Here is a 20998-nt window from a genome sequence, read left to right on the forward strand (position 1 = left end):
GCGCGGACGTTCCTGCGGGGACGCCGAGGCCGACCGCCCAGACGATGGCACCGAGGTAGACCCCCTGGGAGAGCAGGCCGATCGCGGACTGCTCCGCCAGCGCGCGCGGCGGCAGCCGTACGGCGCGGTCGCCGTGCGCTGCCCGTACCAGCAGCCGTATGCCTCCGAGCAGTGCGGCGGCGACGAGGAAGCGCCACATCAGAAGGGTGTCGGCGGGTGCCTGGCGGGTGCCGAGTTCGGCGCCGATGAAGCCGGAGCTCCACATCAGGACGAGTCCCGCGGCGACGAACGGCCCGGATATGCGAGAGGGCATCCGTGGTTCCTCCGGTCTCTGCCGAATCGAAGAGGTAAACCGATCTGTTTACCGCTCTGGGTATAGAGTGAACTAAACAGATCGGTTTACTGCAAGCGGGATGCGACGAAGATGCGAGCAGAAGCAGAAATGGCAGGTAGCTGCCGGGAGTTGGGCGCACGATGACGGAGACGGGCGGCCTCACCCCCGCCGCGCGCAAGATCCTGGACGCGGCGGCGGAGCTGTTCTACGCGCGGGGGATCACCGCCGTGGGCGTCGACCTGATCGCCAGGGAGGCCGGCGTCACCAAGAAGACGCTGTACGACCGCTTCGGCTCCAAGGAGGCGCTGGTCGAGGCGTATCTGCGCGAACGGGACGAGCGCTGGCGCCGCTGGCTCACCGAGCAGGTGGAGTCGGGTGACGCGGGGACTGCGCACGAGCGCGTCCTGCGTACGTTCGACGCGCTCGGCCTCTGGATGCGCCGCGAGAATCCGCGCGGCTGCGGGTTCGTCAACGCGGCCGCGGAGCTGCCCGACCCGGAGCACCCCGGCCGCAAGGTGATCAGCGAGCAGAAGCGCTGGCTGCGCGGCTGTCTGCGGGACCTGGCCGCGCAGGCGGGGGCGCGGGACGCCGACCAGCTCGCCGACGAACTGGTGCTCCTCCACGAGGGGGCGACGGTGCTCAACGGCCTCCGTGTCATCGCCGATCCGGTCGCCGCCGCCCGCTCGCTCGCCCGGGGGGCGATGGAGCGGGCGGGGTGCCGGTGAGTGCGAAAGGGTGCGCAGGCGCGCTGCCGACGCGAGCCTTGACGTGAGCGATGCGAGGCCCGGAAGGGGCGAACTCCCGGGCCCCTGAGGGCTCCAGGGTCTAGCGGCGGCGCTCCCGCGAGTTGCCGAAGAAGATCCGGTACGCGATCAGCAGCACGAGCGAGCCCGCGATGGCCGACACCCACATCGTCGGGTCGACGAAGTCGCGGTCCACGGACCTGTCCAGGAAGGTCGAGGACAGCCAGCCGCCTATGAACGCACCGGCGATCCCGATGAGGATCGTGCCGAGGAGACCGCCCGGATCGCGGCCGGGCAGAAGGACCTTGGCGATGGTGCCCGCCACCAGCCCGAGGATGATCCAGCTGAGGATCCCCGAGTCCACAAGGCTGGAAAGGGCCGATTCGGGATCGGTGTCTGCGAAGAAAAACATGGTGGTGGGCCCTCCCCGTGAGCAACCTCTTTGATCGGTTCGGTACCCATCATGCCCGGTGACTTCCGCTTCAGTGCGGCCAGATGGGCGGCCGCGTGCAGAACTGCCCCCCGAGATGGGCGTGATCGGGGTTGTCCGGATCCAGTTCCCCCTGCTCCGCGACGAGTTGGGCCGCGTAGGGCTCGGAGTCGTCCTGGGGCTCGTATCCCAGTGCACGGGCTCCGCTGAGGTCCCACCACAGGCGGGTGTTGGCGGACGAGCCGTAGACGACCGTGTGGCCCACGTCCTCGGCGGTCAGCGCTGCGTGGATGAGGCGTGCGCCGTCGGCCGGGCTCATCCAGATGGAGAGCATCCGGACGGTGGTGGGTTCGGGGAAGCAGGACCCGATGCGCACCGAGACGGTTTCGATGCCGTGCAGATCCCAGTAGAGCTGGGCCAGGTCCTCGCCGAACGACTTCGACAGCCCGTAGTAGGTGTCCGGCCGGTGCGGTGTCGTGACGGGGATCAACGGATCGGTCGCGGACGGGCGCGGGGTGAAGCCCACCGCGTGGTTGGAGGAGGCGAAGACGATGCGGCCCACGCCCTCTTCCCTCGCGGCCTCGTACAGCCGGTACGTGCCCTCGATGTTGGAGTGCAGGATCTTCTCGAACGGGGCTTCCAGTGAAATGCCGGCGAGATGGATGATCGCGTCCACGCCCCGTACGGCCTCGCGCAACGCCGCGGTGTCGGTGAGGTCCGCGGTGACGGCTTCCGGCTCACCCTCGACGGGGCGCAGGTCGAGCAGCCTGAGCTGGTACCCGTACGCCGGGAGCAGCTCGCGCATCAGGGTGCCGAGGCCGCCTGCGGCGCCGGTGAGCAGGACGGTGCGAGGGGCGGACATCGGCAATTTCTCCGTCCACGTAGACATGGTTCATATATGGAGACACGCTATGGAGGGGCCGCCCGGGGCGTCAAGGGTGGCTCACGTGGACGGGAGTACAAGGTGCTCCGTCGCGTCATCGGAGGTCGGTGCGCTTGACCGGCGCGGGAGGGCTGACCTACCGTGCTGGTGTTCAGAGATGTAGACACAGATCAGAGACGTGTACGACCTCGGGGTGAGGCCGCCGTGCCGCGGCCGTCTGCTCCAAGTGCGCGCCGCCGCAGCCCCGTTCCGTACCTGCCCTGACCAGGGAGCGCCGCATGACCTCGGAAACCCACTCGCTCACCGGACGCCTCGACGGGCTGCTCTTCTTCCCCGTCACCGCCTACGGAGCGGACGGCGCGCTCGATCTCGAGGCATTCCGTACGCACGTGCGCCGGGGGATCGACGCGGGTGCGGGCGCCGTCTTCGCCTGCTGCGGCACCGGCGAGTTCCACGCGCTGACGCCGGAGGAGTACCGGGACTGCGTCGCCGCCGCCGTCGACGAGGCCCGCGGCCGGGTTCCCGTCATCGGGGGCGCGGGCTACGGCACCGCCCTCGCCTGCCAGTTCGCGAGGCTCGCCCAGGAGGCGGGCGCGGACGGGCTGCTGGCGATGCCGCCCTACCTCGTCGTGCCTTCGCAGGAGGGTCTGGTGCGGCACTACACCGCGCTGGCGGAGGCCACAGACCTCGAAGTCATCGTCTACCAGCGCGACAACGCCCTCTTCACCCCGCAGACGGTGGCCCGCCTCGCCCGTACACCCGGCATCATCGGCCTCAAGGACGGCTACGGCGACCTGGACCTGTTGCAGCGCATCATCAGCGTGGTGCGCACCGAACTTCCCGAGCAAGAGGCGCGCGACTTCCTCTACTTCAACGGTCTGCCCACCGCCGAGCAGACCGGCCTCGCCTACCGGAGCCTGGGCGTCACGCTCTACTCCTCGGCGGTCTTCTGCTTCGCTCCCGAGATCGCGCTCGCCTTCCACCGGGCGCTCGTCACCGGGGACGACGACACGGTGAACCTCCTGCTCGACGGCTTCTTCCGCCCGCTGGTCGAACTGCGCGACCAGGGCCGCGGATACGCGGTCTCGCTCGTCAAGGCGGGCGTGCGGCTGGGTGGTCTGGACGTGGGCGAGGTGCGCCCGCCGCTGTCCGAACCCGCACCCGCACATGTGAAGGAGCTCGCCGAACTCATCGACCGCGGGCTGGAGTTGGTGGCCGGCAAGGACGGGGGGCGCTGATGCGCGCGGCCGCGTTCGTCTATCCCTGGGACGTCGTCGGTGATCCGGACGCACCGCGCCGGCTCGTGGACCTCGGCGTCCAGCAGGTCACGCTCGCGTCCGCCTACCACTCCACGCGCGCCCTGACCCCGCGCCACCCGCGCCACCGCATCGTCACCGCGCGGCACTCCGCCGTGCTCTATCCGCCCGACCCCGCCCGTTGGAGCGGGCGGCGACTGCGCCCGTACGAGCAGCAGTGGACTCCGTCCGACGATCCCGGAGGCCCCTACGCCGAGGCCGCGTGCGCCCTCAGCGACGCCGGGCTCGCCGTGCACTCGTGGGTGGTGCTGGCCCACAACTCCCGTCTGGGGGAGGACTTCGCGGACACCAACGTGCGCAACGCCTTCGGTGACCGCTATCCCTGGGCGCCCTGCATCGCACGCGCGGACGTGCGGGAGTACGCGGTCACGCTCGCCGCGGAGGCGGCTGTACGGCCGCACACGAGCGGGACCGAACTGGAGTCCTGCGGCTGGTACGGGCTGGCGCACCTGCACGCGCACGACAAGACCGGGGGAGTGCGCCTCGGCGGAGCGGCACAGCACCTCCTCTCGCTCTGCTTCTGCGAGGTGTGCCAGGACGGGTACGCCGTGCTCGGAGCCGATCCGGAAGAGCTGCGGTCCGCAGTCGTGCAGGCCCTGGAGCCGGTGTGGAGCGGTGCTGCCGTGGCGGAGGGCGGCCCGCCCGACCGGGAAGGCGAGCGGGCGGAGGTGCGCAGGCTGCTGGGTGAGGAGGCGGCGGGGATCTTCGCGTCCTGGCGCGCGACGACGGCGAGGCGGCTGCGCCGGGAGGCCGTCGCGGCGGTGCGCGAGGCCGCTGCCGCACGGCCGGAGGGTACGGATTTCCGGGTGCTGCTGCACGCCGACCCGGCGCCGCACCGGGTGGGCGCCAATGCCGGTGTGGACCCGGCAGAGGCAGCCGAGGACGCCGACGGAGTGGTGGTGCCCTGCACGGGGAGCGCCACTGAACGCGCCGACGCACTCGGTCCGTTCGGCGCCCGCGCGGCTGACGGCACCTTCACCGTCGCAGCGAACTTCACCGTCGTCGCCGGCATGGGCGGCTCGCCGCACACCCTCGCCGAGGACGCGGCACAGGCACGCGGGCTCGGCGCGCAGGAGCTGCGGCTCTACCACGCCGGGCTAGCCTCGGACGCCGACCTCGCGGTCGTGCGCGAAGCGCTCCACGGACTCGCATCCAGCCCTCCGACCAGGTGAATCACCGGCGCGTGTCACATCCGCGCGGCCCGTCCCGTCATAGAGGTGGAAGCCGGAACACCGGCCCGTCACCGACAGCTGTGAACCCAGGGACGAAGGAGCGCCAGCCATGGCCCGCATCTCGCTCGATCCGCCGCGCGGCATCTTCCTGCGCATCGCCGAGTGGTACTCCCGTCGCAAGTACGGCAAGGTCCTTGACCCGCTCAGGGCGACGGGACACAACCCGCGGGTGCTGCGCGCCGTCGCCCAGTACGAGGCGCGCATCGCGAAGTGGCGTGCCCTCGACCCGGGTCTGAAGCACCTCGCCGAGATGGTCTCGGCGGCCCGCATCGGCTGCTCCTGGTGCGTGGACTTCGGGTACTGGCTGGCCGACGACCTGGGTCTCCCGATGGAGAAGATCCAGTACGTGCCCGCCTGGCGGGAGCACCGGGAGCGCTTCGGTGAACTGGAGCTGCTCGTCATGGAGTTCGCCGAGGCCATGACGGAGACCGAGCCGACGGTGACCGACGAGCTGGCGGAGACGCTGATCGCCAGGCTGGGGGAGAGCGCGTTCGTCGAGCTCACGGCGATGGTCGCCGTCGAGAACCAGCGCTCGCGCATCAACGCCGCACTCGGCCTCGTCGGACAGGGCTTCTCCGACCAGTGCGCCGTGCAGCCCGTCCGCAGGGCGGCGGCCTCCTGAGAAACGGTCCCGCATCGGGCTGCGGGACCGTCGCGGGTGAGGCTGCGCCGCGCGGAGGGGCGCGGCGCAGCCTCACCGTCTGCGTACGAGACCCACTCGCTACGCCGGGGCCTCTCCGCTCCACGGCTCCTCCGCGACGACCGCCTCCACGGGCAACGGGCCGTAGATGTGCGGGAATCGCTCGCTCTCACTGAGCGTGTCGTCGGAGCGGGCACCCGGATCGGGCGCCTCGTAACGGACGGGCGAAGTGATCCGTTCGCTGTCGATGACGAGCACCACCAGGTCCCGCGGATCGATGTCGCTGTAGAACAGCTTCGCCACCTGCGGGAGTTGGTGCCGCTGCGAGCAGTGGATGAACCCCACGTCCTTAAGGGTCTGTCCGCGAGTGGACATCTCGTACGTGCCGGACGCGCGGGCCGCCTCCCACAGGGAGCGCTCCGTGATGTGCAACAGCTCAGCCATGCACTCACGTTAGCCTCACCCGCTGCCCGCTGCCCGCTGCCCGCTGCCCGCTGCCCGCTGCCCGCACCGCTCACCGTTCGCCGGGTGTGACGAACCCCTGCTCGTACGCGGCGATCACCGCCTGCGTGCGGTCGCGGGCGCCCAACTTGGCCAGGACGGACGCCACATGGGTCTTCACGGTGGCGTGCCCGACGCCGAGGTCCGCGGCGATCTCGGTGTTCGTCAGGCCCCCCGTCATCAGCCGCAGCACCTCCGCCTCGCGGTCGGTGAGGCGTGCGCGCATCGCCGCGGAGCTCCGGCCGCGGGCGTGGACGGCGGCCAGTGTCCGTACGGCCGTGGGGAAGAGGAGCGAGTCGCTGCGGGCCACGAGCCGCACGGTGTGCACGAGATCCTCCGCGGCCGCGCGCTTGAGCAGGAAGCCGTGGGCCCCCGCTCGCAGCGCGTCGTAGACGTAGGAGTCGTTCTCGAAGGTGGTGACGACGACGATGCGGGGCGCCTTCTCGCCCAGGGCGCCCAGCAGTTGCTCCGTCGCGCGGATGCCGTCGATGTCGGGCATCCGGACGTCCATCAGCACGACGTCCGGGAGCTGGGCCCGGACGACGGAGACCGCCTCCGCGCCCGTCGCGGCCTCGCCGACGATCTCCATGTCGTCCTCGGCGCCGAGGATCGCGGAAAGGGCGCTGCGCACCATGCGCTCGTCGTCTGCGATCACGATGCGCAGCGTGCGCTGCCCGGACCCGGTCACCGTGCCTCCTGAGTGTGCAGCGGCAGTCGTACGCAGAGCCGCCAAATCCCGTCGCGCACACCCGATTCGGCGCTGCCGCCCAGAAGGGCCGCGCGTTCCTCGATGCCCCGCAGCCCGCGTCCGCCACCGCGGAAGGCGGCTGTGGAGGGGGTCTCCGGGAGCGGGTTCTCGATGCGCACGGTCAACTCCGGGCTCTTCAAAGGGGCTTCCAGGTGTTCCAGAGGTTCCAGGGGGGCGTCCGCGGACGGAACGCCGCCTGCGGGGTGCTCTTTGCCGGCGGCGTTCTCCGTGGTCCCGGCGTTCCCCGCGCTCTCAACGGTGACGGCCAGCTCGACCGGTACCGCGCCTGCGTGCCGCAGCACGTTCGTCAGCCCCTCCTGGACGATCCGGAAGGCCTCGCGGGAGAGGTGGTCCGGCAGATCGCTCAGCGCCGACCCCGCCCCCGGGGTGCAGACGACGGTCACTCCGGCGGCCCGGGTGCGGTCCAGCAAGCTGTCCATCCCCGCGGCCAGGGTGGGAGGACGGGGCGCCTTGTCCGCAGCGGTGTCCCCCTCGCGCAACACGCCCAGCACGGTGTCCAGTTCGGCCACCGCGCTTCGCGTGGTCTCTTCGATCGCTCTGAGCGCCTCACTCGCGAACTCCGGGTCCGAGCCGAGGACTTTGCGGGCCGCGGCCGCCTGAAGCGTCACGGCGCTCAGCGCGTGTCCCACCGAGTCGTGCAGTTCGCGGGCGAGGCGGTTGCGGGCGGCCAACGTGGCGGCTCGCGCCTCGGCCAGGGCGAGCCGGTCAGCCGGAGTCGGGCCCAGCAGCACGGGGGCGCTGCGGTCGAGCAATGCGCCCGCCCCGTACGCCAGCGCCACCAGAGCCACGAGCAGCGCCACCCCCGCCAAGGGAGCGCTCCACACCGCGATGCCCTGCGCCCAGGGCCATTCCAGGTCCCGCAGGGACCCCACGAAGGGATAGAGCAGCAACACCACGATGGCGGGAGGCACACCCAGAGTCGCCCCGCTCACCACTGCCCCTGTTCCCACATGCAGGGTGAACCAGCAAGCCGTGCGCCGTCGTTCGGCACCGCCGGCGCTGCGCCCGGCTCCCGGCGCCGTGTCGAGGGAGCCCTCCTGGACGGAGCACAACGCGCGGGCCGCCGCCGTCTCCAGGACGCGTACGAGCGGGAAGACCTGTGCGGTCGCCGCCACGAGGGGCAGGCACAGCAGGTAGGCGACGATCTGCGAGCCCAGCCCCTTCACGATCACCGGATCGTGCAGGACAACGCTCATGCAGACGGTCACCAGCAGGAAGTACGGCATCAACAGCGCGCCGCCGAGCAGCAGATGAACCCATCGCAGCGCCAGCCGCCGCCAGAGCCCGGGACGCCGTTTCACACCGAGTGCCACTGGATCGCCGGAAGAGGGCTCGTCCGAGGGAGCGCCGCACGCCTGATGAGGAGCCGGGCACCGAAGGAGGCGATCGCGAGCCCTGTCAGCATCTGCACAGAATATGTGGCCAGCATCATGGCCGTCGGCTCTTTCGCGGCCACCCCGCCGAGGCCGGTCAGGGAGTTGAACGCCAGCCACGCGCCCCAGCAGGCGAGCACACCGGAGCCCGTCCACACGAGCACGAGCGGCGCCAGCAGGGGACGCTCACCCCGCCGCCGTGCGGCGAGCAGCAGTCCGACGACGGTGAGGACGGCGAAGAGTGCGAACGCCCCTTCGGTGATGCCGGTGTCGGTGCTCTGCGCCGCTCTGCGCTCGGGGTTCAGCCCGGTGTCCGCGCCGGCGGCCCACATGCCGTGCACCAGTCCGGGCAGCAGAACGACCGATGAGGCGAACAGGGCGAAGGAGAGCCGCACAGCAGGCTGTTCGCTGCCGGCGGGGGTGACCGGACCCGTGAGCAGGTGCCCCCAGCGTGCGCGCCCGTAGAGCACGAACAGGGTGCCCAGAGCGAGGGCCTGCAGGATGAAGCCCGTATAGACGGTGTTCCAGACCCACCCGTCGAGCAGCTCGCTCTGCGTCGCGCCCCGGGCGGGGGCGCCCGTGTCGCCCGCGACGGCTCCGTGGAGCAACTGGACGGGGAAGGCGGCCAGGATCGGGCTGAGGAGACCGGTCGCCGCCCACAGCGGCAGCGCCGTCAGCCACGAAGGGAGCCGCTGCCCCCAAGGGCGCGTGAGAGCGAGGACCAGGACGATGACGAGGGAATCCAGCACGACCCCCAGCGCGTTGACCGCGATCAGCATCCCGCCGTTCTCCCGCAGCGGGCTTCCCTCGGGGATGCCGATTCCGCCGCCGAGCACCCAGGCGACCTTGAGCGAGATGTACGGAAGGCAGGCGGCGACGGCGACCAGGCCCAGCACGGTGCGCAGCGGCCCGGGTGGATGCGCAGGCACCGGGGCTGTCGCGGATGTCGTTTTCGTCATGGCGTCCACTCTTGCGACGCCGGGCTGTCCGGGCGTCCTGCCTGACGGCGAACCGTCTCCGCCGCCCGGCGGAGACACCGCTCATCCGCGGGCGCCCCTGCCGACCGCGGTCAGCAGGAGACCGTTTCTCAGAGTCGCCGGGTGGCCAGGGTCAGCCGGTCGCGGGCGTCGAACAGCGCGTCCTTGATCATCTGTTCGTGCGCCGGGGTCAGCCGGGCGACGGGCACCGAGCAGCTGATGGCGTCCCGGGCGGGAGTCCGGTAGGGGATGGCGACGCCGAAGCAGCGCAGCCCCAGCGTGTTCTCCTCGCGGTCGACGGCGTAGCCCTGCTCGCGTACGAGGGCCAGCTCCTCGATCAGCTTCTCGCGGTCGGTGAAGGTGTGCTCGGTCAGCGACGGCAGCGCCTCGGGAAGCATCTTGCGCACCTGCTCGTCGTCGTACGTGGCCAGCAGCGCCTTGCCGAGCGAGGTGGAGTGCGCGGGCAGCCGCCGTCCGACGCGGGTGAAGGGGCGCAGATAGTGCTGCGACTGGCGGGTGGCCAGGTAGACGACGTTCGTGCCGTCGAGCCGTGCCATGTGGATGGTCTCCGTGGTGTCGTCGGAGAGCCGGTCGAGGGTCGGACGGGCAGCCGCCACCGCCTCGTCGCCGTCGATGTAGGAGGTGCCGACCAGAAGCGCCCTCACGCCGATGCCGTACCGTGTACCGGTGGAGTCCGTCTCCACCCAGCCCAGGTCGACGAGCGTGCGCAACAGCATGTACAGGCTGGACTTGGGGTAACCGACGGCCTCCTGCACGGCCGCCAGGGAGTGCATCCCCGGGCGCCCCGCGAAGAACTCCAGCAGCTCCACCGTGCGCACAGCGGACTTGACCTGCGAAGCACCCGTCTCGCCAGCTGACATCTCCTTGACCCTCCCGTTACGTCACTCGTAGGGTCCCCGACAGTGGTTCACCGACAGAGACAGTGTTCAGCATATCGAACGACCTCTCTGCGGAGACAAGCACGTGGCAGGAGGAAATCGCGGTGGTAGCAAGCCCAGTGTGGAGCGTCGACCCTCGGACCGGACAGCAGCGAGAACAGGTCGGCACCGAGGCCACGGCCGCCGACGTCGACGCGGCCGTACGAGCAGCCCACGCAGCCCGTGAACCGCTCGCCGACCGCACAGTGCGCGCGGCGCTGCTCCGCGCCGCCGCCGGCCGGCTGGACGCGGCGAGCGAGGAGATCATCAGCACGGCGGACGCGGAGACCGCACTCGGGCGCCCAAGGCTGACCGGGGAACTGGCCCGTACGCAGGCCCAGCTCCGCGCCTTCGCCGATGAGATCGAGGACGGCGCCTACCTCGGGATCACCATCAACCACACGGACAAGGACGCGACTCCGCCTTGCCCGGACCTGCGCCGGTACAAGATCCCGCTCGGCGTCGTCGCCGTCTACGCCGCCTCCAACTTCCCGCTCGCCTTCTCGGTGCCCGGCGGTGACACGGCCAGCGCGCTGGCCGCGGGCTGCCCCGTCGTCGTCAAGGCGCACCCCGACCATCCGGCGACATCCGCGCTGACCGGTGCCGTCCTGCGCGGGGCCGCCGCCGAAGTGGGTCTCCCCGCGGACGTGGTGGGCGTGGTCCACGGCTTCGAGGCGGGTGTCGAGCTCGTCAAGCACCCGATGGTCGCCGCAGCGGGCTTCACCGGGTCGGTACGAGGCGGGCGCGCCCTCTTCGACGCGGCTGCCGCACGGCCCACGCCGATCCCCTTCCACGGTGAACTCGGCTCCCTCAACCCGGTCGTCGTCACCCCCGCCGCGGCTCAGGAGCGCGCGGAGGAGATCGGTGCGGGACTCGCGGGCTCGATGACGATGGGCACGGGCCAGTTCTGCACCAAGCCCGGGTTCGTACTCGCTCCCGAGGGCGAGGCCGGCGACCGGCTGCTGGCCGCACTGCGCGACGCCCTGGCCGACGCGGCCCAAGGGCCGCTCCTGGACGGCAGGATGCGTGAGGCCTTCCTGGCCGGCGTCGCTGCCCGTACCGAACTGGACGGCGTCGAGGCGCCCGTACTCGCAGGTGCCGGCGACGACGACCAGACGGTCAGCGCAGGCTGCCTCACCGTCGCGGCGTCGAAGCTCGGACAGCCGCAGTACGAGCTGCTGTTGGAGGAGTGCTTCGGCCCGGTCGCCGTGATCGCGCGCTACCAGGACGAAGACGAGATCAGCTCCACGCTCTCCCGGCTGCCGGGCAACCTCACCGCCACGGTCCAGCTCAGTGGAGGCGAGGCCGCCGGTGACGCCGGGACGGGAGCACGGATGCTCGCGACGCTGACGCCGCTGGCCGGCCGCGTGCTGGTCAACGGCTGGCCCACGGGCGTGGCCGTGGCTCCGGCCCAGCACCACGGCGGGCCCTACCCGTCGACCACGTCCACCTCGACCTCGGTCGGCGCCACGGCGATCGAGCGCTGGCTGCGGCCCGTCGCCTACCAGGACGCCTCGGACGCCTTGCTGCCGCCCGAGCTGCGTGACGCCAACCCGCTTGGTCTGCCGCGCCGCGTCGACGGCCGCTGGGAGTACTGACCGCTGGACCGGGTGGCGCTCCCAGGGCGAACCGGGGTGCACAGAACGCTGGTTCACCGGTTCCGGCGGGAGCACGGACGGAGATTCAGGAGCGCCACTCGGTGGGGGTCCCCCCAGGCCCTTTGGGGCCGAGGGGGCGGAGGTTCAGGAGCGCCACTCGGTGGGGGTCCCCCCAGGCCCTTCGGGGCCGAGGGGGCGGGTCATGCCGTGCAGACCGCGGTAGGCGGCCCGCTCCGGTGGTGTCCAGCCCGCCAGCAGAGCGGGGTCGACGCGGTAGACCTCCACGCCGATCGGATGACAGAAGTCGACCGGGTCGGCTGCCCCCGGACCCCACATCGGTACGGACAGATCGCCGCCCGGACACGTCGACAGGGCGCACAGCAGGTCGAGTTCGGAGAAGAACTCCAGATGGTCCCCGGGGCGGGCCGGACAGTCCTTCATGAAGTACTGGTCGTCCTCGTTGAGGCCGGTGCACTGGAAGACGTTGAGCACGTCGTGCACGTCGAACTCCGTGAGCCCGTACGGCAGTACGGCGCGCACCAGGTTCGAATGGCAGTGGAAGTCGAAGTCCTCACCGGTCAGCATGCGGTTGACGTACGGGTCGCAGCGCGTGCCGAGGAGATCGTGCACCCTGCCGCCCTCGGCGTCGGGTCCGTAGCCCGCGAGGGTGTCGCCGGTGATGGTCAGCAGCGGCCGGAGGAAGGGCAGCGTCGACCACAGCCGGTCGTACGTGCTGACGTGGGCGCGCTGCAACTGCCGTGTGCGCGAGGCCCACAGCCGTTCGCGCGGGTCGTGCCTGTTCCAGACGTTGAGGTCGCCGACCTGGGGCCCGTCCACGGTGACCAGGCGGCACAGATGACCGGCCGGCACCTCCCAGGCGCGGCCGGAGCGGATCGGCACGGTGAAGGAGTCCACCAGTTCGCGGCCGTCGGCCGCTGACGCTACCCGGTCGTAGAACTCGCGGTCGACGTCGAGCGGTCCGCCCTCGGCGGCGCGGTAGGCGGCGGCGGTGCTTGCCATGCGTGTGCTCCCTAGGGGGTGTCCGCGAAGTAGCGTCGTCCTCTCGCGCCCCAGGCGGGACTTCGCGGACACGCCCTAGCGGCGGTTGCTGCGGGCACGTGCGGTGCCTGATCGCCACGCGTGCCGACGGTGGCAGACCGATCGCAGCAGAAGAGCGACCGGCGGAAAAGGGGGGAGGCCGCGTTGCAGCAGCCTCCCCCCTCATCCAGCGGGCTCAGCGCTCGACGCGCGGAGTCACCTCACCGGGGTGAAGTCGCGCGCCCCGATGAACTCGGGACGGCGGATCGGTGCCGCGAAGGGCTCGACGGCCTCGTTCTCCACGCTGTTGAAGACGATGAACACATTGCTCCGCGGGTACGGAGTGATGTTGTCACCGCTCCCGTGCATGCAGTTGCAGTCGAACCAGGTCGCCGAACCGGCCTCGCCCGTGAAGAGCTTGATGCCGTGGGCGTCGGCGAACTTGGCCAGGGATTCGTCGGACGGTGTGCCCGCGTTCTGCATCTGCAGGGACTGCTTGTAGTTGTCCTTCGGCGTCTCGCCCGCGCAGCCGAGGAAGGTGTTGTGCGACCCCGGCATGATCATCAAGCCGCCGTTGGTGTCGTAGTTCTTCGTCAGCGCGATCGAGACCGAAACGGTCCGCATGTTCGCCAGACCGTCCTCTGCGTGCCAGGTCTCGAAGTCGGAGTGCCAGTAGAAACCTGTGGCACCGAAGCCGGGCTTGACGTTGATCCTGGACTGGTGGACGTAGACGTCCGAGCCCAGGATCTGTCGCGCCCGGCCGACCACTCGCGGGTCCCGCACCAGAGCGGCGAAGACCTCGCTGAGCTTGTGCACCTCGAACACGGTCCGGATCTCGTCCGACTTCGGCTCGATGATCGAGCGCTCGTCGGCACGGACGTCCGAATCCGTGGTGAGCCGTTCCAGTTCCCTGCGGTAGATGTCGACCTCATCAGGGGTGATGAGCTGGTCTACCGCGAGGAACCCGTCCCGCTCGAATTCCGCCAGAACCGCGGGCTCGATGGGCCCCGGAGTACCCGGTTCGGACCACACGACGGGGTCCATCCTTGGGGTGGCCACCTCGGTGGCTCCGCGAGTCGGGTACAGGTCGGCGGTGCGCTCGGGTGCGGTGGTCATGGTGTTGCCTTCCTCTCCTCTCGTACGGCCCTGTTGGGGAGCGAGCGGCCTGATGCGGCCGAACCTGCCGAGCCTTGCCGGCTCAGTCCTCAGGCTCAGTGAGAAGCGGGTAGACGCCGTTCTCGTCGTGATCCTCCCGGCCTGTCACGGGCGGATTGAATACACAGATGCACCGGAAATCGGTCTTGGGGCGCATGGTGTGCTTTTCGTGCCCGTTGAGCAGATACATGGTGCCGGGGGTGATCAGATGCTTCTCGCCCGTCTCATCGTTGGTGAGCTCGGACTCGCCCTCTACGCAGAGCACGGCTTCGATGTGGTTCGCGTACCACATCGAGGTCTCCGTACCCGCGTACAGCGTGGTCTCGTGCAGGGAGAAGCCGACGCGCTCCTTGGCCAGCACGATCCGCTTGCTTTCCCAAGTGCCGGATGCGGACCTGATGTGTCGGTCGGTGTCCTCGATGTCCTTGAACGAACGAATGATCACGTTCTGCGTACCTTCCTTCTCTCATTACGGGGTCGGCCCGCCCCGGACGCAACCGGGGCGGGCCGTGAGCGGTCGGACTACGCGGTTTCGCGCACAGCCCGGGCCAGCACACGCAGGCCCTCGTCCAGCTCTTCCGGCGTGATGGTCAACGACGGAAGCAGCTTTACGACCTCACTCTGCGGGCCTGAGGTTTCGATGAGCATGCCCAGATCGAAGCAGCGCTTGGCGACGGCGTCCGCGCGGTCCTTGTCGTGGAACTCGAGGCCCCACACGAGCCCGCGCCCGCGGAAGTCGGCGACGTCGTCGCTGTGCTCCTCGGCGATGGCCCGCATCACGGCCTCGACCTGCTCACCGCGGGAGAGCGTCTGCTTCTCCATCTGGCTGTCGGTCCAGTAGGTGTCGATCGCGGCGGTGGCCGTCACGAAGGCCGGGTTGTTGCCGCGGAACGTGCCGTTGTGCTCGCCGGGCTCCCAGATGTCCAGCTCCGGCTTGAACAGCGTCAGAGCGAGCGGCAGGCCGTAGCCGCCGATGGACTTGGACAGCGTGATGATGTCCGGCTTGATGCCCGCCTCCTCGAAGGAGAAGAAGGCGCCGGTACGGCCGCAGCCCATCTGGATGTCGTCGACGATCAGCAGCATGTCGTGCCGCTCGCACAGGTCCGAGAGGTCGCGCAGCCACTCGGCGCGCGCCACGTTGATGCCGCCCTCGCCCTGGACGGTCTCCACGATGACGGCCGCGGGCTTGTTCAGGCCGGAGCCCTGGTCCTCCAGCAGCCGCTCGAACCAGACGAAGTCGTCGGTGGTGCCGCCCAGGTAGTCGTCGAACGGCATCGGCGTGCCGTGGACGAGCGGGATGCCCGCGCCGGCGCGCTTGAAGGCGTTGCCGGTGACGGCGAGGGAGCCCAGCGACATGCCGTGGAAGGCATTGGTGAACGAGACGATGGACTCGCGGCCCTTGACCTTGCGGGCCAGCTTCAGCGCGGCCTCGACGGCGTTGGTGCCCGTCGGGCCCGGGAACATCACCTTGTGGTTCATGTCCCGCGGCTTGAGGATCTTCTCGTGGAAGGTCTCGAGGAAGGCACGCTTGGCGCTCGTGCTCATGTCCAGGCCGTGCACGACGCCGTCGCGCTCGAGGTAGTCGAGCAGCGCCCGTTTGAGAACCGGGTTGTTGTGCCCGTAGTTGAGCGTGCCCGCCCCGGCGAAGAAGTCGAGGTAGGTATGGCCGTCCTCGTCGTACATGTGTGAGCCCTGCGCCCGGTCGAAGATCGTGGGCCAGCCGCGGCAGTAGCTGCGGACTTCCGACTCGACGGTCTCGAAGACGCTCAGGTCCGGCTGGGTGATGGTCACAGCATGCTCCTGGGAGTGAGTTGCTTGCGGAAGGAGATCGATTGGGGGAGTGCGGGGATCGCGGGTGGTTCGAAGCTCGGGGGCTCGAAGGGCACCGGGCGCGCAGGGATCAGCGCGAGGCCGGTGGTCCGGCGTCCACCAGGGACGCGACCGGGCCGATCCGGTACAGCACTTCGGGCTCGTGACCGCTCTCGGGGAAGACGTCCGCGTCGAAGAGCACCTCTGTCTCCACTGCCGCGCCGTGGCGCTCGGCGAAGGAGGTGAAGAGGCGGTTGGAGGGAGTGTTGTCGGGGGTGACGGTGGTCTCGATCCCGTCGATCCCCACCTCCCTGGCGACGCGTGCGGCCAGCCCGTCGAGCATCGCTGCCGCCAGTCCGCGGCCGCGCGCCGCCTCGTCGACGGCGACCTGCCAGACGACGAGCGTCTGCGGGCGCCGGGGGCGTACGTAGCCGGTGATGAAGCCGACCGGTTCGCCGCCCTCGTCACGTGCGATCACGGAGGTGGCTGCGAAGTCCCGGCACCACAGGAGATAGCTGTAGGAGGAGTTGAGGTCGAGCGTCCGGGAGTCACGGGCGATGCGCCACAGCGCCGCCCCGTCCTCCAGTCGTGGAGCGTCGAGTATCAGCCCCTCGGGCATTTCCAGGAAATCCCTGTGGGTACGTGCACGGTCTGCTTGTGCGGCGGTCATGGGTATTAAATTTACCCAGGAGATTCCAAAAACGCACGGCGGGACAGGGTTACGCAGAAAGGGATCTTGTGTTATCGCGCGCAGGCGCGCACGGGTGATGAGTGGTGTGGTTTCGCCCGGGAATACAGTTATTTTCTCGGGCAAAACAGGCGCTCTGTGGAGTCCGTCACATTGCCGTAACGACCTGGAGATCGGCCGGAATTGCGCCACCGCAGCCCGTGATAAATCTTAGCGTTTAAGAGAGCGGAAAGCGGGAACAAGAATACGGGACGCTACGCTTCATAAAGAAAGCGGAATGCATTCTCTCCCTGCGGGTCCAATGTCGCATCTTTTCTTGGCCTAGCGCAATGGAATCACGACGGTGAGTGTTCGGACCCGACGAATCCCGTGGCCTCGGGCGGGTGTGACGTCGCAGGAGCGCCTCGTAGGCTGCGGGCATGAGCGACCGCGGGATTCTGCACATCAAGGGGCGCGTGCTGGCCGGCCCCGAGGACATACGGGACGAACTGTGGGTGGTGGACGGGCACATCACCTATGAGCGCCCGCCGGGCGTCGGGCAGGACCCCGACGTCATCGAGGGCTGGGTGCTCCCCGGCCTGGTCGACGCGCACTGCCACGTCGGCCTCGGCACCGACGGCCCGGTGGACGAGTCCACCAGCGAGAAGCAGGCGCTGACCGACCGGGAGGCGGGCACCCTGCTGCTGCGCGACGCCGGCTCACCCGCGGACACCCGCTGGATCGACGACCGCGAGGACCTGCCGCGGATCATCCGTGCCGGCAGGCACATCGCCCGCACGAAGCGCTACCTCCGCAACTTCGCGCACGAGATCGAGCCCGGCGACCTGGCGGCATACGTCCGCCGTGAGGCGCGGGCCGGCGACGGCTGGGTGAAGCTCGTCGGGGACTGGATAGACCGCGACGAGGGCGACCTCGCCCCCAGCTGGCCGCGCTGGGCGCTGGACGAGGCCATCGCCGCAGCCCACGAGGAGGGTGCGCGGGTCACCGCCCACTGCTTCGCCGAGAACTCTCTGCGCGACCTCGTCGAGGCGGGCATCGACTGCATCGAGCACGCCACGGGGCTCACCGAGGAGACCATTCCGCTCTTCGCGGAGCGCGGCGTCGCGATCGTCCCCACCCTCGTCAACACGGCCACGTTCCCGCAGCTCGCGGCGGCCGGCATGAAATACCCGCGGTGGTCCGCGCACATGAGGCGGCTCTACGAGCGCCGCTACGAGACGGTGCGCGCCGCCCACGACGCGGGCATCCCGATCTTCGTCGGCACGGACGCCGGCGGCTCCCTGCCGCACGGGCTGGTCTCCGCCGAGGTCGGCGAGCTGATGACGGCGGGACTCCCGGCGAAGGACGCCCTCTCGGCGGCGGTCTGGGGAGCGCGGACCTGGCTGGGCCGCCCCGGCCTGGAAGAGGGCGCCCCGGCGGACTTCCTCGTCTACGAGGAGGACCCGCGTGCCGACGTACGGGTGCTGGGAACGCCCCGGCGCATCGTGCTGCGGGGAGAGGTGGTGCGGTAGACCGTGCACGAGATCGTCTCGTGGGACGCGGCGGACCTCTCGCGGGCCGTCGCTGGCCGCCAAGTCTCCTGCGTCGAGGTCATGGAGGCGTACCTGGAGCACATCGAGCGCCTCAACCCTCGGGTCGAGGCCATCGTGGGTCTTCAGGACCCGGAGCTGTCGCTGAGGGAGGCACGCCGTCGCGACGAGCAACTGCGACGCGGCGAACGCCTGGGCTGGATGCACGGGTTCCCGCACGCGGTGAAGGACCTCGCCGCGGCCGAGGGGCTGCCCTGGACGGAGGGCTCTCCGCTGTACGCCGGCCGCGTCGCCGCGCAGGACGACCTGTTCGTCAAGCGGCTCAAGGACGCGGGTGCGGTGGTCATCGGCAAGACCAACACCCCTGAGTTCGGGCTGGGTTCGCAGACGTACAACCACGTGTGGGGCACCACGGGCAACGCCTACGACCCCGCGCTCACGGCGGGCGGCAGCAGCGGCGGCGCCGCCTCGGCGCTGGCTCTGCGGATGCTGCCCGTGGCCGACGGCAGCGACTACATGGGTTCGCTGCGCAACCCCGCGGCCTTCAACAACGTGCTGGGCATGCGCCCGAGTCGGGGCCGCGTCCCCACTCCGGGCTTCACGGCCCAACTCGGCGTGGTCGGGCCCATGGCGCGTACGGCGGCAGATCTGGCATGGCTGCTGTCGGTGATGGCGGGGCCCGACGAGAGTGCGCCGGCCTCCCTGTCCGAGGGCGGCGAACGCTTCAGGGAGAGTCTCGACCGCGACTTCCGCGGCACCCGCATCGCCTGGGTGGGGGACTGGGGCGGACACCTGGCCACCGAGCCCGGCGTGCTGGAGGTCTGCCGCTCCTCCTTCGCCGCTTTCGAGGCGCTCGGATGCGAAGTCGTCGAGGTGCTGCCGGACTTCTCGCCGGATGAGCTCTGGCGGACCTTCTTGACCTGGCGCTGGTGGGCGAACCTGGAGCGGCATCCCCTCTACGCCGACCCCGGTACGCGGGAGCGGATGAAGCCGGAGGCCGTCTGGGAGGTGGAGCACGGAATCCCGCTCAGCGCTCTCGACCTCACCGCTGCCGCGGAGTCCCGCGACCGCTGGTACGCGGCGCTGACGGACTTCTTCGCCTCCTACGACTTCGTGCTCGCCCCGTCAGCACAGGTCTTCCCGTTCGACGCGGCCACGCACTGGCCGGAGCGCGTCGGCGGGCGGGCGATGGACACCTATCACCGCTGGATGGAGACGGTCGCGCCCTGGTCGCTGGGCGGTCTGCCGGTCATCGGGATGCCGGCCGGCTTCAGCGAGGGCGGACTGCCGACGGGCGTGCAGCTGGTAGGCCGTCACGGCGCCGACTTCGGACTTCTCCAACTCGCCCACGCCTACGAGCGGGTGACCGGCTGGGTCGAGCGGGTGCCGCCGCCGCTGCTGGGCCGGCCGGCTGGGGCGGGCGGCTAGCCGGGCTGGTCCTCGCCCTTCTCGTCCGGGTTCCACTCCAGGAGCCGGACCTTGGCGACTGTGCGTACGTGGCGGCGCATCGCGGCGGCGGCGGCCTCGGGGTCGCCTGCTTGGACGGCGTCCAGGATGCGCGTGTGCTGGTCCAGCGAACGGGTGGGCCTGCCGGGTTGGCGCAGCGACTCGTTGCGGCTCTCGGCGACCGCCTCGGAGATGGAGTGCATGAACTCCGCGAGCAGCGTGCTGTGTCCGGCAGCCGTCACGGCCGCGTGGAAGCGCCTGTCGCCCTCGACGCCGTGACCGCCCGTCACGATGTCCGATTCCATGTCGGCGAGGGCGGTGCGCATCGCCTGGAGATCCTCCTCCGTGCGGCGCTCGGCGGCGAGTTCGGCGAGCTTGGTCTCCAGCGCCTCACGCGCCTCCAGGACGTCGGGGAGGCGCCGTTGGCGCTCGACGAGCCGCTCGACGGGCTCGGCGTCGAGGGTGTCGCCCACCAGGTACGTACCGCCACCGTGGCGCGTCTCGACCAGGCCCTGGACCTCGAGGACGACGACGGCCTGCTTCACGGAGGCACGGCTGACGCCGAGGCGCTGGGCCAGCTCCCGCTCCGGGGGCAGCCGGTCGCCCGCGGACAGTTCGTGTTCGACGGCGTACGCGCGCAGCCGCTCCAGCACCTGTTCGTAGAGGCGCGGACGCGTCATAGGTCGCAGCGAATCGTCGGTCATGCGGGCCCCCCTCGGTCTCCGATGCCCGGGTGGGCTGGAGCCTAACACCGTGGATCAAAGGCTCAATGGTCTGGTGGACAAGTGGATGAACCAATCTCGTCCGAGCCATTGACACGGCAAAACCGGAAGGCACACCGTGTGGTCCAGCCACTTGGCCATTCGGCCATTTGGCCACTTGACCAGTACGTCCCCATCGAACCCGAGATCCGCCCTCCGGGACCCAAAGACGGGAGCCCCATGTCTGCAGAGCTCATATCGATCCTGGTGCTGGTGGTGATCTTCGTCGTCGCCACCACCCGCTCGATCAACATGGGCGCCCTGGCCTTCGCCGCCGCGTTCGGCGTCGGCACGCTGGCGGCCGGCTTCGACGCCGAGAAGGTCTTCGCCGGCTTCCCGGGCGACCTCTTCGTGGTGCTGGTCGGCGTCACGTACTTCTTCGCCATCGCCCGCGCCAACGGCACCACCGACTGGCTCGTGCACGCCGGGATCAGGATGGTGCGGGGTCGCGTGGTGCTGATCCCATGGGTGATGTTCGCCGTCACCGGCGTGCTGACGGCCATCGGTGCCGTCTCTCCGGCAGCGGTCGCGATCATCGCGCCGATCGCGATGGGCTTCGCGGCGAAGTACCGCATACATCCGCTGCTCATGGGCGCACTCGTGGTGCACGGCGCACAGGCCGGCGGATTCTCCCCCATCAGCATCTACGGCTCGACGGTCAACAGCATCGTGGCGAGGGAGGGTCTGCCGGGCAACGAGATCGCGTTGTTCAGCGCCAGCCTCGTCGTGAACCTGATCATCGCGGCGATCATCTTCGTCGCCTGCGGCGGCATGAGGCTGCGCGGCACGGGGGCCGTCACCGGAACCGGAACGGATCAGGACCCGGACGCCGCCGCAG

At 70.2% G+C, this 20998-nt stretch carries 21 protein-coding genes and 1 pseudogene; 8 read left to right on the forward strand and 14 right to left on the reverse strand.

Features of this window, described 5'->3' with window-relative positions:
* Positions 1–313, reverse strand: a pseudogene (locus tag H5J26_RS14755) (EamA family transporter); the annotation flags it as partial.
* Positions 314–474: 161 nt separating this feature from the next.
* On the opposite strand from H5J26_RS14755, the gene H5J26_RS14760 reads away from it, so the two are divergent.
* Positions 475–1059, forward strand: coding sequence for a TetR/AcrR family transcriptional regulator (locus tag H5J26_RS14760; RefSeq protein ID WP_181766301.1), 585 nt, complete (start codon positions 475–477; stop codon positions 1057–1059).
* A 100-nt stretch (positions 1060–1159) separates the two neighbouring features.
* Here the strand turns inward: H5J26_RS14760 and H5J26_RS14765 are convergent, their stop codons facing one another.
* Positions 1160–1489 (reverse strand): GlsB/YeaQ/YmgE family stress response membrane protein, encoded by a 330-nt coding sequence (locus tag H5J26_RS14765; RefSeq protein ID WP_181766302.1) that lies wholly within the window; start codon positions 1487–1489, stop codon positions 1160–1162.
* Positions 1490–1559: 70 nt separating this feature from the next.
* Positions 1560–2369, reverse strand: coding sequence for an NAD-dependent epimerase/dehydratase family protein (locus tag H5J26_RS14770; RefSeq protein ID WP_181766303.1), 810 nt, complete (start codon positions 2367–2369; stop codon positions 1560–1562).
* 299 nt (positions 2370–2668) lie between these two features.
* On the opposite strand from H5J26_RS14770, the gene H5J26_RS14775 reads away from it, so the two are divergent.
* From H5J26_RS14775 to H5J26_RS14785, 3 genes are all read left to right on the forward strand, one after another.
* Positions 2669–3628 (forward strand): 5-dehydro-4-deoxyglucarate dehydratase, encoded by a 960-nt coding sequence (locus H5J26_RS14775; protein WP_181766304.1) that lies wholly within the window; start codon positions 2669–2671, stop codon positions 3626–3628.
* Positions 3628–4878 (forward strand): hypothetical protein, encoded by a 1251-nt coding sequence (locus tag H5J26_RS14780; RefSeq protein ID WP_181766305.1) that lies wholly within the window; start codon positions 3628–3630, stop codon positions 4876–4878. The genes H5J26_RS14775 and H5J26_RS14780 overlap by 1 nt, the downstream gene beginning before the upstream one ends.
* A 109-nt stretch (positions 4879–4987) precedes the next feature.
* Positions 4988–5560: a carboxymuconolactone decarboxylase family protein gene (locus tag H5J26_RS14785; protein WP_181766306.1), complete on the forward strand. Its 573-nt coding sequence runs from the start codon at positions 4988–4990 to the stop codon at positions 5558–5560.
* 99 nt (positions 5561–5659) lie between these two features.
* Here H5J26_RS14785 and H5J26_RS14790 read toward each other — a convergent pair whose 3' ends face one another.
* The 5 genes from H5J26_RS14790 to H5J26_RS14810 form a co-directional block, all read right to left on the reverse strand.
* Positions 5660–6022, reverse strand: a complete 363-nt coding sequence (locus H5J26_RS14790) for a DUF952 domain-containing protein (RefSeq protein WP_181766307.1) — start codon at positions 6020–6022, stop codon at positions 5660–5662.
* Between the two features lie 70 nt (positions 6023–6092).
* A complete protein-coding gene (locus H5J26_RS14795; RefSeq protein ID WP_235980719.1) occupies positions 6093–6713 on the reverse strand; it encodes a response regulator transcription factor in 621 nt (206 codons plus the stop codon).
* A gap of 50 nt (positions 6714–6763) precedes the next feature.
* The gene (locus H5J26_RS14800) at positions 6764–8074 is read right to left on the reverse strand and encodes a histidine kinase (protein WP_181766319.1); all 1311 of its coding nucleotides are present in this window, start codon (positions 8072–8074) and stop codon (positions 6764–6766) included.
* A 71-nt stretch (positions 8075–8145) separates the two neighbouring features.
* Positions 8146–9180 (reverse strand): hypothetical protein, encoded by a 1035-nt coding sequence (locus tag H5J26_RS14805; RefSeq protein ID WP_181766308.1) that lies wholly within the window; start codon positions 9178–9180, stop codon positions 8146–8148.
* 128 nt (positions 9181–9308) lie between these two features.
* Positions 9309–10079, reverse strand: coding sequence for an IclR family transcriptional regulator (locus H5J26_RS14810; RefSeq protein WP_181766309.1), 771 nt, complete (start codon positions 10077–10079; stop codon positions 9309–9311).
* A gap of 122 nt (positions 10080–10201) precedes the next feature.
* Here H5J26_RS14810 and H5J26_RS14815 point away from each other — a divergent pair, with 122 nt between their 5' ends.
* Complete coding sequence (locus H5J26_RS14815) at positions 10202–11734, forward strand: aldehyde dehydrogenase (NADP(+)) (protein ID WP_181766310.1); 1533 nt, start codon at positions 10202–10204, stop codon at positions 11732–11734.
* Positions 11735–11878: 144 nt separating this feature from the next.
* Here H5J26_RS14815 and H5J26_RS14820 read toward each other — a convergent pair whose 3' ends face one another.
* From H5J26_RS14820 to ectA, 5 genes are all read right to left on the reverse strand, one after another.
* Entirely contained in the window at positions 11879–12754 is an 876-nt protein-coding gene (locus H5J26_RS14820) for a DUF1989 domain-containing protein (protein ID WP_181766311.1), read from the reverse strand.
* Positions 12755–12988: 234 nt separating this feature from the next.
* A complete protein-coding gene (gene thpD, locus H5J26_RS14825) occupies positions 12989–13888 on the reverse strand; it encodes an ectoine hydroxylase (RefSeq protein ID WP_181766312.1) in 900 nt (299 codons plus the stop codon).
* 82 nt (positions 13889–13970) lie between these two features.
* Complete coding sequence (locus H5J26_RS14830; RefSeq protein ID WP_181766313.1) at positions 13971–14372, reverse strand: ectoine synthase; 402 nt, start codon at positions 14370–14372, stop codon at positions 13971–13973.
* Positions 14373–14449: 77 nt separating this feature from the next.
* Positions 14450–15718 carry a diaminobutyrate--2-oxoglutarate transaminase gene (gene ectB / locus H5J26_RS14835; protein WP_181766314.1) on the reverse strand — a complete coding sequence of 423 codons (1269 nt, stop codon included), beginning with the start codon at positions 15716–15718 and terminating at the stop codon, positions 14450–14452.
* A 109-nt stretch (positions 15719–15827) separates the two neighbouring features.
* Entirely contained in the window at positions 15828–16406 is a 579-nt protein-coding gene (gene ectA, locus H5J26_RS14840) for a diaminobutyrate acetyltransferase (protein WP_419183799.1), read from the reverse strand.
* A gap of 437 nt (positions 16407–16843) precedes the next feature.
* Between ectA and H5J26_RS14845 the strand changes: the two genes are divergently transcribed.
* Positions 16844–17935 (forward strand): amidohydrolase family protein, encoded by a 1092-nt coding sequence (locus H5J26_RS14845; protein ID WP_181766315.1) that lies wholly within the window; start codon positions 16844–16846, stop codon positions 17933–17935.
* A 3-nt stretch (positions 17936–17938) separates the two neighbouring features.
* Positions 17939–19381 (forward strand): amidase, encoded by a 1443-nt coding sequence (locus H5J26_RS14850; protein WP_181766316.1) that lies wholly within the window; start codon positions 17939–17941, stop codon positions 19379–19381.
* Here the strand turns inward: H5J26_RS14850 and H5J26_RS14855 are convergent.
* Positions 19378–20103 carry a FadR/GntR family transcriptional regulator gene (locus tag H5J26_RS14855; protein WP_181766317.1) on the reverse strand — a complete coding sequence of 242 codons (726 nt, stop codon included), beginning with the start codon at positions 20101–20103 and terminating at the stop codon, positions 19378–19380. The two genes, H5J26_RS14850 and H5J26_RS14855, sit on opposite strands and share 4 nt — an antisense overlap.
* 237 nt (positions 20104–20340) lie before the next feature.
* On the opposite strand from H5J26_RS14855, the gene H5J26_RS14860 reads away from it, so the two are divergent.
* A partial coding sequence (locus H5J26_RS14860) for an SLC13 family permease (protein ID WP_268933083.1) occupies positions 20341–20998 on the forward strand: 658 nt, incomplete at its 3' end.

Origin of the sequence: Streptomyces albidus (ex Kaewkla and Franco 2022) (assembly GCF_013870515.1) — a bacterium.
GTDB lineage: Bacteria > Actinomycetota > Actinomycetes > Streptomycetales > Streptomycetaceae > Streptomyces > Streptomyces albidus.

What these genes read in the sequence shown, in the direction of transcription:
- H5J26_RS14760 (WP_181766301.1), top strand. Translation starts at nt 475, where the DNA reads ATGACGGAGACGGGCGGCCTCACCCCCGCCGCGCGCAAGATCCTGGAC.
- H5J26_RS14785 (WP_181766306.1), top strand. Translation starts at nt 4,988, where the DNA reads ATGGCCCGCATCTCGCTCGATCCGCCGCGCGGCATCTTCCTGCGCATC.
- H5J26_RS14845 (WP_181766315.1), top strand. Translation starts at nt 16,844, where the DNA reads ATGAGCGACCGCGGGATTCTGCACATCAAGGGGCGCGTGCTGGCCGGC.
- H5J26_RS14765 (WP_181766302.1), bottom strand. Translation starts at nt 1,489, where the DNA reads ATGTTTTTCTTCGCAGACACCGATCCCGAATCGGCCCTTTCCAGCCTT.
- H5J26_RS14795 (WP_235980719.1), bottom strand. Translation starts at nt 6,713, where the DNA reads ATGGTGCGCAGCGCCCTTTCCGCGATCCTCGGCGCCGAGGACGACATG.
- H5J26_RS14790 (WP_181766307.1), bottom strand. Translation starts at nt 6,022, where the DNA reads ATGGCTGAGCTGTTGCACATCACGGAGCGCTCCCTGTGGGAGGCGGCC.
- H5J26_RS14780 (WP_181766305.1), top strand. Translation starts at nt 3,628, where the DNA reads ATGCGCGCGGCCGCGTTCGTCTATCCCTGGGACGTCGTCGGTGATCCG.
- H5J26_RS14805 (WP_181766308.1), bottom strand. Translation starts at nt 9,180, where the DNA reads ATGACGAAAACGACATCCGCGACAGCCCCGGTGCCTGCGCATCCACCC.
- H5J26_RS14810 (WP_181766309.1), bottom strand. Translation starts at nt 10,079, where the DNA reads ATGTCAGCTGGCGAGACGGGTGCTTCGCAGGTCAAGTCCGCTGTGCGC.
- thpD (WP_181766312.1), bottom strand. Translation starts at nt 13,888, where the DNA reads ATGACCACCGCACCCGAGCGCACCGCCGACCTGTACCCGACTCGCGGA.
- H5J26_RS14770 (WP_181766303.1), bottom strand. Translation starts at nt 2,369, where the DNA reads ATGTCCGCCCCTCGCACCGTCCTGCTCACCGGCGCCGCAGGCGGCCTC.
- H5J26_RS14855 (WP_181766317.1), bottom strand. Translation starts at nt 20,103, where the DNA reads ATGACCGACGATTCGCTGCGACCTATGACGCGTCCGCGCCTCTACGAA.
- H5J26_RS14800 (WP_181766319.1), bottom strand. Translation starts at nt 8,074, where the DNA reads ATGCCGTACTTCCTGCTGGTGACCGTCTGCATGAGCGTTGTCCTGCAC.
- H5J26_RS14775 (WP_181766304.1), top strand. Translation starts at nt 2,669, where the DNA reads ATGACCTCGGAAACCCACTCGCTCACCGGACGCCTCGACGGGCTGCTC.
- ectA (WP_419183799.1), bottom strand. Translation starts at nt 16,406, where the DNA reads ATGACCGCCGCACAAGCAGACCGTGCACGTACCCACAGGGATTTCCTG.
- H5J26_RS14820 (WP_181766311.1), bottom strand. Translation starts at nt 12,754, where the DNA reads ATGGCAAGCACCGCCGCCGCCTACCGCGCCGCCGAGGGCGGACCGCTC.